8 protein-coding genes are annotated in these 12,306 nt (G+C 62.1%); 3 read left to right on the forward strand and 5 right to left on the reverse strand.

Annotated features, from left to right (window positions below):
- Positions 1 to 62 precede the first annotated feature (62 nt).
- The gene (locus tag CJ178_RS07045) at positions 63 to 515 is read left to right on the forward strand and encodes an AMIN-like domain-containing (lipo)protein (protein ID WP_141484378.1); all 453 of its coding nucleotides are present in this window, start codon (positions 63 to 65) and stop codon (positions 513 to 515) included.
- Between the two features lie 134 nt (positions 516 to 649).
- Positions 650 to 1,900, forward strand: coding sequence for an amidohydrolase (locus tag CJ178_RS07050; RefSeq protein ID WP_045070059.1), 1,251 nt, complete (start codon positions 650 to 652; stop codon positions 1,898 to 1,900).
- Between the two features lie 29 nt (positions 1,901 to 1,929).
- Here CJ178_RS07050 and CJ178_RS07055 read toward each other — a convergent pair whose 3' ends face one another.
- Positions 1,930 to 3,072 carry a GNAT family N-acetyltransferase gene (locus tag CJ178_RS07055; RefSeq protein WP_095886422.1) on the reverse strand — a complete coding sequence of 381 codons (1,143 nt, stop codon included), beginning with the start codon at positions 3,070 to 3,072 and terminating at the stop codon, positions 1,930 to 1,932.
- 301 nt (positions 3,073 to 3,373) lie between these two features.
- Between CJ178_RS07055 and CJ178_RS07060 the strand changes: the two genes are divergently transcribed.
- Positions 3,374 to 3,877, forward strand: a complete 504-nt coding sequence (locus tag CJ178_RS07060) for an SRPBCC domain-containing protein (RefSeq protein WP_033231403.1) — start codon at positions 3,374 to 3,376, stop codon at positions 3,875 to 3,877.
- A gap of 26 nt (positions 3,878 to 3,903) precedes the next feature.
- On the opposite strand, the gene CJ178_RS07065 is transcribed toward CJ178_RS07060, so the two are convergent.
- From CJ178_RS07065 to gltB, 4 genes are all read right to left on the reverse strand, one after another.
- Positions 3,904 to 4,785 (reverse strand): acyl-CoA thioesterase, encoded by an 882-nt coding sequence (locus CJ178_RS07065; RefSeq protein WP_033230848.1) that lies wholly within the window; start codon positions 4,783 to 4,785, stop codon positions 3,904 to 3,906.
- A gap of 1 nt (position 4,786) precedes the next feature.
- Positions 4,787 to 6,205 carry a pyruvate kinase gene (pyk, locus tag CJ178_RS07070; RefSeq protein ID WP_033230849.1) on the reverse strand — a complete coding sequence of 473 codons (1,419 nt, stop codon included), beginning with the start codon at positions 6,203 to 6,205 and terminating at the stop codon, positions 4,787 to 4,789.
- 74 nt (positions 6,206 to 6,279) lie between these two features.
- On the reverse strand, positions 6,280 to 7,785 hold the full coding sequence (locus CJ178_RS07075) for a glutamate synthase subunit beta (protein ID WP_095886423.1): 1,506 nt from the start codon (positions 7,783 to 7,785) through the stop codon (positions 6,280 to 6,282).
- A complete protein-coding gene (gene gltB, locus CJ178_RS07080) occupies positions 7,778 to 12,271 on the reverse strand; it encodes a glutamate synthase large subunit (protein WP_095886424.1) in 4,494 nt (1,497 codons plus the stop codon). The genes CJ178_RS07075 and gltB overlap by 8 nt, the downstream gene beginning before the upstream one ends.
- Positions 12,272 to 12,306: the final 35 nt, after the last annotated feature.

The raw sequence follows: 12,306 nt of genomic DNA on the forward strand, positions 1-12,306 counted from the left end.
CCGACTCCCATTCGCGGCCGACATATTCAACCGTCGAAGGTTCAGTTGCGCAGACTGGAACAATGAGAATCGGCAGCCCTCCACCAAATATGCCACCCGGTCTCGTCGTTCCTGGAACTGAAACAAACGCACCGCTGCCCATCGCCGAGGTCACCGCCGTTGCCATCGAGCACCTTGACGACCGTTCGCGGGTGACGTATCACCTCAGTGGAACCGGCACTGTGACATGGAAAGTCGAGTATGTCAGCGAAGCGATTCGCGGCGGCGACAATCACGTGGTCGACGTGAACGGCTCATCGATCCTTCAGATCGATATCATGGGAGCTACTGCGCTACAACAATTTCCACCGATCGAAACGTCTGGCGGCACCATTTCGAGCGTCGAGACCGCACTGGTGAGCGGTGAGATCGTTCAGTCTTTTGTCGGCACTGCCGCAGGGCGCCCCGAGTTCCAGGCAACCGGAATGGGATCGCCCGGTCAAATTGTTGTCGATGTCTTCTACGCGCCGGCCTGAGTAGCCGGCACTCCCCACTTTGCGGTGCTGAAGTCCATCAACTCATTCGGGTAACGTTCGGCGCCCGAGTGCCTGAACACTGTTAGCGTGAAAATCGTCCGATTAGTCTGCTTTTCTCGATCGAGAGGACTCTCATGCCACACGCTGCGCACGAGAACATCACCGTAGATCCGACGCTGGCCGACCTGTACAAGGACCTCCACAGTCACCCGGAACTCGGCTTCCAAGAGCATCGCACCGCCGAAATAGTTGCCACGCGCCTGACCTCACTCGGTTTCGACGTCACCACGGGCATCGGAAAAACAGGAGTAGTCGGTGTCCTGAAGAACGGCCCAGGACCAACGGCACTCCTGCGTGCCGACATGGACGCACTTCCGGTCAAGGAAGACACCGGACTGGATTACGCCAGCACCGTCACCGCGACCGATCAGAACGGGAAAACCGTTCCGGTGGCTCATGCCTGCGGCCACGACCTCCACACGACATGCCTGTTGGGGGCCGCCCAGATCCTCTCCACGGACACGGCCAGTTGGTCTGGCACCCTACTACTCGTCTTCCAACCCGCCGAAGAACTCGGCGCCGGCTCCCAAGCCATGGTCGACGACGGATTGTTCGACAAGGTCCCCAAGCCCGACGTTGTTCTCGGGCAACACGTAGCTCCGTTGCCTGCCGGAAAGATCGCCGGCCACGCAGGCCCCTCGTATGCAGGTTCCGACTCGCTGCGCGTGCGACTCGTCGGCAAAGGCGCTCACGGATCCATGCCGGAGAACTCCGTCGACCCCGTGGTGATGGCAGCGGAAACCGTTCTGCGCCTGCAGACAATCGTCTCCCGCGAGGTACCGAGCACGGCGATCGCAGTGCTCACGGTCGGGTCGATCCACGCCGGCGACGCAGCCAATGTCATACCCGGCGAAGCCGAACTGCAGTTGAACATCCGCAGCTACGACTCAGCCGTCCGGGAGCGCATTCTGAACAGCGTTGACCGCATCGTCCGAGGCGAAGCCGCAACGGCCGGCGCGCCGGAAGATCCCACGATCACCGAGATCGAACGCTTCCCCATCGTCGTGAATGATCCGGCTGCTCTGGGCAAAACCCTCGACGCGTTTGCCACATGGTTGGGCGAGGACAATATTCTCGATCCGGGGGCAGGCGCCGGTAGCGAGGATGTCGGCATCCTCGCGACAAGTTCGGGCGCACAACTGTCGTACTGGCTGCTCGGCGGTACCGACCCGTCGCTGTTCACGACTGGCGACATGAGCGACCCTGCCCTCCGGACCGTGCCGTCGAACCACTCTCCGCACTACGCGCCTGTGATCGAACCGACACTGACCATCGGAGTTTCCGCGTTGGTCACGGCAACGAGGACGTGGTTACCGCCGGCCTGATCGAACGGCTAACGCCGACGGCGTCCGGATTAGCGCACGCGGCGCCAAGCAGACCGAGCCTTGTCCCGCAGATCTCTCGAGCGGCTGACCCACGATCCCGATTCCCAGGTCTCGATTGCGCGAACGATTGCCCGCGAACCGATTCTGCCCGACCGCACACCGGTGATCGTCACGACCGGTGTGCGGTTGTTCGCCCACACCGATTTCAGGTCAGTAGGACCGATTCCCATATCCAGTTCGTCGACGTCAAGTTCGTTGCTGTGCGCGACAAGCCATTCCATCATTTGATGTCCGGGTTGAGTCCGGGCACATTCAGGTCGGTAATGCGTGACCCATCCTTCGAGCCGACTACCGGTCCGAACGGAAACATCGTGGGCACACCACACCCCGTCGATGACCAACCCGACGATGACGAGGCGTCCGAGTTCTGCTTCTCTCCGGAGGAATCGGTATACAAACGCCTCATTCGGGGGTGCCAGGAAGTTGACGCGGTCGCGCCCTGACGTTCCGATTGCAGCAACCGTGCACATGTCGGACCATCGCCGGTCCACATCGGCCGGAGTCGTCAACTGCTCGAATTCCAGTGAAGACCCGGATCGAGTGAGTGCCGCCCGATACGAACGTAGCCGCTTCAACGAACGCGCGCTCCGAATATCCACGGGGACAGTACCTTCCGGTAAATCCACAGAGAGATTGGTATCCCGCACCCGCACAGCGCACTTCCATCGTGGATCGTCCAACAGTGCACTGGCCGCGATGTCCGAACCGATAACAAGATCGGCGTGCAGCACCAATCCCCGGGCAGCGACCGCCCGCCAGAGGACCCGAGCAGCATCGGCGTCTGCGGCAAGGATCTCGCCGACCACACCGCGCCCATGCCCGAGAAGGCGAACCACCTCGACAGTGAGCATCCGACGAACCGCAAAGGGTGCCAGCGCTACCATCTCTGCTCCCCGGTACACCGCGACCAGGAGGAATGAGCCTTTGCCGTCGGTGTCGTGAGCGCCGACTGCGTACAGGAACCGCGACGACATTCGAGTCCCGACACGGGCAGCCAAACGCTCCCAGTCCCCGCGAATCGCCTCGGGGTTGTCGTAGAAGCGCACAGTTTCGACACCAGCGCGATCCGCGTCGTCCACACACTCCGCCCGGGACACCTTCGTTACGACCATGACGCGAACTTACCATTACATTACCAAGTGTTCACCATGCCTAGTACTTTCGGCTGATGCCGGACGGTTAAGCAGAGAATCACCAGTACAGGAGGCATGACGAACCACCGGAAACAAAGAATGAACGATAACCAAAGAATTGCCTCTACCCCTGTGACGTCCTCACCGACCGAGAAGAACCGCACGCCACGTGAACATCGACATGAACACATTACAACGATCTGACCTGCAGTTATTCCGTCCGCGCCTCAAAAATGGCACGATAGTGGCAACCGCACGGGCACCAACGTTGGAGGCACCGATGGACAACGGCACAATCAACCTGACGTACGACGGTCGGGTGTCTCTGAACTTCCGGCTCGCCGTTCCACAATCGCCGGACAAAGTATGGAAGGTCATCACTCAACGCGAATTTCTCGACACGTGGTTTCCCGCCGACGTCGATTTCACACTGACTCCCGGCGCAGACCTACTGTTCAAAGTGACGCCGCAACAGGTCAAGCGATACGGCTTGCCCGCTGATCACAGCTCACACGGAACTGTCATCAGCGTCCATCCGCACCACATCTTCGAGTACCTGTGGGACGCAGACACATTGCACTGGGAATTGCACCCCGACGGCACCGGAGGGTGCTGGTTGACCCTCACACACACAATGGAGGACGAGGACTCCGCGTACGCACACGCAGCGGGCTGGCATGCCGGCCTGGAAGTGGTTGCGGCACAACTCGACGGCCGTGAAGTCGACTGGTCGCCCTGGGATCGCGCCGACGAACTCGCATCGCAGTACCGCAAATCAGCCTGACTGTTCCCCCTTACGGGGGCTGGGTCCTATTCCCCCTTGCGCGGGAAGTGCCTGATGACGCCTTCCTGCACCACCGTTGCCATCAGCATGCCCTCGATCGAGAAGTATCGCCCGGTCGCCAATCCTCGTGAACCCGCGGCAACCGGCGACTCCGTCGCGTACAGAACCCAGTCGTCGAAGCGGAACGGCCGGTGAAACCAGATCGAATGATTTACCGTCGCTGCAACAATCCGATCGTGCCCCCACGACAATCCATGGGTGGTCAGGATGGAATCCAGCACGGTGGTGTCCGACGAGTACGCCAATACGGCGGCGTGAATCAGTGAGTCGTCCGGCAGCACGCCGTCCGGTCGCATCCACACGCGATTATGGGTGAGCTTCTCCCCCGCGCCTTTCAAAATCCACGCCGGATCGTTGGCGTACCGCATGTCGATCGGCTTGAGTGCGCCCACAAAATGCGGAAGCGTCGCCTCGTAGCCGGACAGTCGATCACCCAAGGGCGGCAAAGACTCCGGTAGCGGAACGTCCGGGATTTCGACGGCATGCTCTAGCCCTGTGCCGGAATCCTGGAACGCTGCCAGCATCACGAACAGCTCGTTGTCGCCTTGATACGCGGTGACCTGACGGTTTGCGAACGCGCGCCCGTCGCGATGCCGCTCGACGCGATATTCGATGGGCGCCTTGACATCTCCGCCGCGAATGAAGTGGCCGTTGATCGCGTGGATCGGTCGATCACCGTCGACGGTACGGCCGGCGGCCATCAGCGCCTGAGACACCAATTGACCGCCGAACGTCCGCGAACTTACCTGCGCCGGGTGATGCCCGCGGAACGCGTCGTCTCCGATGGTTTCGAGATCGAGCAGACCGAGAAGTGTGCCGAGGTCTGTCGACGCGTCCGCGTCGCTCACGCTAGTGGAGTTCTTCGCCGATGCGGTGAACGTGGATCAGGTTGGTGGAGCCCACGGTTCCCGGAGGCGAACCGGCGACGATGACAACAAGATCGCCCTTCGCGTAGCGCCCGAGCGACAGCAGTGCACTGTCCACCTGACGCACCATTTCGTCAGTGGTGGACACCGAGTCGACGAGGAACGTTTCGGTTCCCCAGGTGAGTGACAGCTGACTCCGCACCTCGGGCAATGGGGTGAAGGCCAGAAGCGGCAACGGCGTGTGCAGACGCGCCAACCTACGCACGGTGTCGCCGGACTGGGTGAAGGCAACCAGGGCCTTGGCGTCGAGGCGCTCTCCGATATCGCGCGCAGCGTAGGAGATCACGCCTCGCTTGGTGCGCGGCACGTGAGTCAGCGGAGGAACGCGTGTCGATTCGGTTTCGACAGCCTCGACGATGCGTGCCATCGTGCGGACGGTCTCCATGACGTACTTGCCAACCGATGTCTCGCCGGAAAGCATGACCGCGTCCGCGCCGTCGAGGACAGCGTTGGCAACGTCGGAAGCCTCAGCGCGGGTGGGGCGCGAGTTCTCGATCATCGACTCGAGCATCTGCGTTGCCACGATGACGGGCTTGGCGTTTTCGCGGGCGATCTGGATGGCACGCTTCTGCACGAGCGGAACCTGCTCGAGAGGCAACTCCACGCCGAGGTCGCCACGGGCAACCATGACGGCGTCGAAGGCCAACACGATGGCTTCGAGATTGTCGATAGCTTCCGGCTTTTCGAGCTTCGCGATAACGGGAACGCGGCGACCGACTCGGTCCATGATGGCGTGAACCAGTTCGACGTCCGCAGGCGAACGAACGAACGACAGAGCGATGAAGTCGACACCCAGCTTCAGGGCAAATTCCAGATCGGCAATATCTTTGCCCGACAGTGCCGGAACGGAGACATTCATACCGGGAAGCGAAAGGCCCTTGTTGTTGCTGACCGGTCCACCCTCGGTGACCGTGCAGACGACGTCGTTGCCTTCGACCGCCGTGACGACAAGACCGACCTTGCCATCGTCGACGAGCAGGCGATCGCCCGGCTTGGCGTCGCGTGCGAGTTCCTTGTACGTGGTTCCGACGCGGTCGTGAGTGCCCTCGACGTCGTCGACGGTGATTCGAACCTCTTCACCGCTTTCCCAGACGGTCCGCTCGTCCTTGAATCGACCGAGCCGGATTTTTGGGCCTTGCAGGTCGGCGAGGACGCCGACGGCCTTGCCTGTCGCGTCTGACGCTGCGCGGACGCGGATGTAGTTCTCTTCGTGATCGGCGTGGTCGCCATGGCTGAAGTTGAGCCGGGCCACGTCCATGCCGCTCTCCACGAGCTCACGGATTCGGTCACCGGTAGCTGTTGCCGGTCCCAGGGTGCATACAATTTTTGTCCGTCGGTTCACGGCTCGAGCCTAGTCGCTCGCAGTGCGCACTTCTATCCGGCGCGTCCGACGTGCATCTTTTGTTCTTACTCGATTCAGTTTCGATTCCTAATAACGAGTGGCAACGCACCGGGATGTACGGGAGCCGGAAGCTGCGATGCCCCAGTCAGATACCGATCGACCGCCCGCGCAACCGAGCGTCCTTCAGCAATGGCCCACACCACCAACGACGCACCCCGGTGTGCGTCACCGCACACGAAGACGCCGGGGCACGAAGTCTGCCAGTCGCGCCCGCAGGCGATCACCCCTCGTGAATTCGGCTCGAGGCCGAAGCCGCACAGCAAGCCGGTGCGCTCGACGCCTGCAAACCCGACGGCCAAGAACACAAGGTCACACGGCACGTCGAATACAGCCCCCACCGGTTCGGCAATCCGTCGGCCACTCTCGTCCCGAGACACACGAACGGGCGCGACGCGCACTGCCCGGACGTGACTTTCACCGGTGAATTCCTGAGCGGCTACCTCGAACTCACGCACTCCCCCCTCGGCGTCAGCGGGAGCGCTCCGCAGTAACAACGGCCAGAGTGGCCACGGGTCTGCGCCGTCGTCGCGTTCGAGTGGGGGCTGCTCGTGGTAATCCAATTCGACAATCGACGCGGCTCCCTGACGGTGAACGGTTCCGAGGCAGTCGGCACCGGTATCACCGCCGCCGATGATGACGACATTCTTGCCCGCTGCACTGATCCTGCTCGGCCCGTCACCAGCACATTCACGGTTGGCCGGCACGAGGTACTCCATTGCCGGATGTATTCCTGTCAGATCACGACCGGGAACGTCGACGTCGCGCGCTCTCCCGGCCCCGATTGCCAGAACAACGGCGTCGTAGTTGGAGAGGAGCTCGCCCGCCGCGAGGTCGGTCCCCACATCACAATCCGTCACGAACTCGGTCCCCTCGGCGCGCATCTGTTCAAGCCTGCGGTCGATGTGATGCTTCGAGATCTTGAAATCAGGGATGCCGTAACGCAGCAGCCCGCCGACGCGGTCATGCCGCTCGAACACCGTGACTCGGTGACCTACACGCGTCAGTTGTTGCGCTGCAGCGAGACCCGCGGGCCCTGATCCGACGATCGCCACCCGGGCATCGGAACGTACGGACGGGATCTGCGGTTGCACCAAACCCTCCTCCCACGCGGTGTCGGCAATCGCCGCCTCGATGCGTTTGATTGCCACGCTTCCGCTGGTCAAGTGACTGGAAAGAGCAAGTACGCAGGCAGTTTCACACGGCGCCGGACACAGCCGTCCGGTGAACTCCGGAAAGTTGTTGGTCTCGTGCAATCGGTCCGCAGCAAGGGACCAGTCGTCGCGCCGCACGAGGTCGTTCCAGTCCGGGATCAGATTCCCCAGTGGGCACCCCGACAGACCCGAATGGCAGTACGGGATTCCGCAATCCATGCAGCGCGATGCTTGCTCGGACACCTCGTGCTTGCGCTGATCGGTGGGAAGCTCGGCATAGACCTCACTCCAGTCAGCTGTTCGCTCCGGCACCGGGCGCATCGGCGTCGAAGCGCGCGTGATGCCGAGAAAACCTCGCGGATCAGGCACTGGCCGTCTCCGTCAGAATGTCGCCGGCCTCCGCTGCACCTGCCAGTTTTTGTTCCTCGATTACTCGCTCGTAATCCACCGGCATCACCTTGGTGAATCGCCCAGACTCGCACGACCAGTGTGCAAGCAGACGCGCCCCGACGCAGGACCTCGTCCATTCGACATGGGCGGCAATCATCATCTTCAACCACTGGAGATCATCGGGCGTCGGCTCCTGCAACGTCACCGACGTCAGGTTCACGTTGTTCGGATCCACGTCGAGAACAAATGCGATACCGCCGGACATCCCCGCTGCGAGATTTCGACCCGTTGCACCGAGGATCACGACCCGTCCGCCGGTCATGTACTCACACGCGTGATCACCGGCCCCTTCGACAATTGCGTCGGCGCCGGAATTGCGCACAGCACAGCGCTCCCCCACCCGGCCGCGCGCAAACAGTTCCCCTGCAGTGGCCCCGTACAGGAGCGTGTTGCCGGCAATCACCTGCTCTTCGGGGCGAAAGCCGACATCAGCGTCGGGACGGAGAGCTATCCGCCCTCCCGAAAGCCCCTTACCCACATAATCATTGGCGTCGCCGGTCAAGTCGAGAGTGATCCCCCTCGGTAGGAACGCACCGAGTGACTGACCGGCCGTTCCGTGCAGCCGCACGACAATGGTGTTGTCCGGCAACCCTGGTGCCCCGTATCTCCGGGTCACCTCGGCGCCGAGGGCTGTACCCACTGCCCTGTCCCCGGTGTGGACGTGGCAGTCGATCCGAACGAGTGTCGCATGGTGGAGTGTGTCGGCAGCGCGCTCGACAAGCATCCTGTTGAGATCACCGACGCCGGGCCGCGTCGCAGCTGCGACGCCGCGCCGTGTCACGACCGGAACCGACAGGAGCGGCGCCAAGTCCAGGCGGCGACTCTTCCGATTACCACTTTCGGTGCAGGGCACCAACATGTCAGCACGCCCCACTGCCTCGTCGAGGCTGCGAAAACCGATGTCGGCCAAAATCTCCCGCACACCTTCGGCGATGAACCGGAAGAAACTTGTGACGTACTCGGGGCGTCCGGTGAACCGTGCCCGTAGCTCCGGATTCTGCGTCGCGACCCCGACCGGGCAGGTGTCGAGATGGCACACTCGCATCATGACGCAACCGGCGGCGATCAACGGCGCTGTCGAGAATCCGTATTCCTGCGCGCCGAGTAACGCAGCCACGACAACATCACGGGCCGTGCGCATACCACCGTCGCATTGCAGGACAACTCTCTCCCGTAACCCATTGAGCACCAACGTCTGCTGAGTTTCCGCGAGCCCGAGCTCCCACGGCGTCCCGGCGTGCTCGATCGAGGTCAACGCGGCCGCACCGGTACCACCGTCGTGGCCGGAGATCAGCACCACGTCGGCATGCGCTTTGACCACGCCTGCTGCAACGGTTCCGACGCCGACAGCGCTGACAAGTTTGACGTGAATTCGGGCCTTGTTGTTGGCTTGGCGCAGATCGTAGATCAGTTGTGCGAGATCCTCGATCGAGTAGATGTCGTGATGCTGCGGCGGCGAGATGAGACCGACACCCGGCGTCGAATACCGCGTCCGGGCGATCCACGGATACACCTTGCTGCCCGGTAGTTGTCCACCTTCGCCCGGCTTGGCTCCCTGCGCCATCTTGATCTGAATATCGCTTGCACTGACCAGATAATCGCTGGTCACGCCGAACCTACCGCTGGCAACTTGTTTCACGGCGCTACGACGCGCACAGTCGTACAGGCGATCCGGATCCTCACCACCCTCCCCCGAATTGGATCGTCCACCCATCGAATTCATCGCTATCGCCATCGTCTCGTGGGCTTCCGCGGACAACGAGCCGTAACTCATGGCGCCGGTGTTGAATCGGCGCAGAATCGCCTCGGCAGGTTCCACCTCGTCGATGCTGAGTGCAGGCCGATCTCCGGTTCGGAAGCCAAGGAGCCCTCGCAATGTTCCGCCCTGCGCGCCGCTGCGATCGACCTCGTCGCTGTACCGGCGGAACACGTCGGCGCGGCCCGACCGTGTGGCGTGCTGGAGGAAGAACACCGATTCCGGTGTGAACACGTGTATTTCACCGTCTCGGCGATAATGGTATTCGCCGCCGAAGTCGAGCTGACGTCGATGTGCATGCGCGGCCGCGTGGCGCACCACCACATCCTCGGCAAGCTCCGCGATACCTATGCCGCCGAGCTTGCTCGTGGTGCCGCAGAAGTACTCGTCGACAAGCCGCGCACTCAGGCCGAAGGCCTCGAATACCTGTGCACCGGTATAGGATTGGACAGTCGAGATTCCCATCTTCGACATCACCTTGAGCACACCCTGATTGGCCGCATCCAGATAGCGCGTCGCCGCAGTACCTGAATCCACCCCGTCCAGGCCACATTCCGCAACCGACTCGAGGGCCAGATACGGTTGGACAGCAGCAGCGCCGTATCCGAGCAGCAATGCGCAATGGTGAATCTCCCGAGCGTCGCCGGTCTCGACGATCAACGAGACCTTACTGCGCCGACGCTTCCGAACGAGATGGTGATGAACTGCGCCAACTGCGAGCAACGACGGAATCGGCGCGTGGTCACGGTCCCACGTTCGATCGGAGATGACCAGGATGTGGCGCCCGGCGTCTACTGCCGCACTGGCTTCGTCACGTAGCTCGCCGAGCGCCGCTTCCAGACCTTCTGTGCCGGCGGCAATGTCGAACACACCGTGCAGTGTCGTCACACCAGCGCCGGATATGCGGACGATCTCCGCCAGTTCCGCTCCGGACACCACGGGCCTGTGCACCAGAGTTCGCCTACACGATGATTCGTTCGGGTCGAGGAGATTCTGTTCAGAGCCCAGAACCACCGACAACGTGGTGACAACTTCCTCTCGAATCGCATCCGACGGTGGATTGGTGACCTGTGCGAACAGTTGAACGAAGTAGTCGTACAGCAGCCTGGGACGCGCGGAGAGCACTGCCAGCGGCGTATCGGTTCCCATCGATCCCACCGGCTCGTGACCGGTGGCGGCCATCGGCGTCAGAACTACACTCAACTCTTCCTCGGTGTACCCGAAGACCTGCTGATGCTGCATCAGCACCGATGGGTCCCCACGTGCTCTGGGCGGATCAGGTGTGTTGCCAACCAGAGTGAGGTTCGCGTCGAGCCAACGCCGATAGGGCGCAGCACCTGCCAACTCGGCCTTGACCTCGTCGTCCGGAACAATACGCTGTTGCGACGTGTCCAACAGGAACATTCGACCGGGTTCGAGTCGACCCTTTGCTATCACGTCGGCCGACGGCACATCGAACACACCACTCTCGCTGGACAATACGACTCGACCCGCCCGGGTGCGCCACCAGCGCCCGGGCCGAAGCCCGTTGCGGTCGAGGACGGCTCCCACCACGGTTCCGTCACTGAACGTAACCGAGGCAGGTCCGTCCCATGCCTCCATCAGGCACGCATGAAATTGATAGAACGCACGTAGCTCGGCCGACATGGCCGAATCCTGTTCCCAGGCAGCGGGAATCATCATCGCCACAACGTGGGGCACACTGCGCCCGCCGAGGGACAACAGCTCGAGCACCTCGTCGAACGACGCAGAATCCGACACCCCGGACGTGCAGATCGGCATCAGCCCGTCGAGATTGCCGCCGAAGAGCTCGCTCCGAAGCTGCGGCTCGCGCGCGCGCATCCAATTTCTGTTTCCCACAATGGTATTGAACTCGCCATTGTGTGCAACAAATCTGAACGGTTGCGCCAACGTCCACGACGGAAAGGTGTTGGTCGAGAACCTGCTGTGCACGACGGCCAGTGCGCTACGCATCCGCTCGTCCTGCAGGTCCGGGTAGAACAGCGGCAACTGACACGGCGTCACCATCGCCTTGTACACCATCGTTCGCGCGGACAACGATGGAAAGTAGACGCCGGAACCCTCGTCCACAACATGTGGGGTGATCCGTTCGGCCTGCTTACGCAGCTCGAGGACACGGCGGTCCAAAGCGATACCGGCCGAGCCCCCACGTGTGTCCGCGACAAAGCACTGACTGATGAACGGCGCACATTCCGTTGCCGATATACCCAGGACTGCCGAATCGACGGGAACATCTCGCCAGCCGAGTACCGACAATCCCACTGAACGCGCGCACCGCTCGATGCGCTCGAACGCACGTCGCCGGGGCCGCGCGGCCCGGGGAAGGAAGCAGATACCGGCCGCAAACCTACTCTCACCACGCTCGTTTACATCCGGTAACACGAAGTCGGTGACAGCCCTCAGAAGTTCGACGGGTAGCTGAAGGAGAATTCCCGCTCCGTCACCGGTGGTGGAATCAGCTCCGATGGCACCGCGATGGGACAGCTTGCGCAGTGCGGACAAGCCGTCTTGCACGATCGAATGAGAGCGTCTGCCGTAGATGTCAGCGACAACGGCGACACCACACGAATCTGCTTCCTGATCGGGGTTGTACAGCCCCTGTGGACCAGGCATCTGAGAAAACAGCATGCGTGCCCTCCACCATGCGGGGCCGCCACACGAAC

The sequence above is a fragment of the Rhodococcus sp. ACPA4 genome (assembly GCF_002300185.1).
Classification (GTDB): Bacteria; Actinomycetota; Actinomycetes; order Mycobacteriales; family Mycobacteriaceae; genus Rhodococcus_F; species Rhodococcus_F globerula.

What these genes read in the sequence shown, in the direction of transcription:
- CJ178_RS07055 (WP_095886422.1), bottom strand. Translation starts at nt 3,072, where the DNA reads ATGGTCGTAACGAAGGTGTCCCGGGCGGAGTGTGTGGACGACGCGGAT.
- CJ178_RS07060 (WP_033231403.1), top strand. Translation starts at nt 3,374, where the DNA reads ATGGACAACGGCACAATCAACCTGACGTACGACGGTCGGGTGTCTCTG.
- CJ178_RS07050 (WP_045070059.1), top strand. Translation starts at nt 650, where the DNA reads ATGCCACACGCTGCGCACGAGAACATCACCGTAGATCCGACGCTGGCC.
- CJ178_RS07045 (WP_141484378.1), top strand. Translation starts at nt 63, where the DNA reads ATGAGAATCGGCAGCCCTCCACCAAATATGCCACCCGGTCTCGTCGTT.
- gltB (WP_095886424.1), bottom strand. Translation starts at nt 12,271, where the DNA reads ATGCTGTTTTCTCAGATGCCTGGTCCACAGGGGCTGTACAACCCCGAT.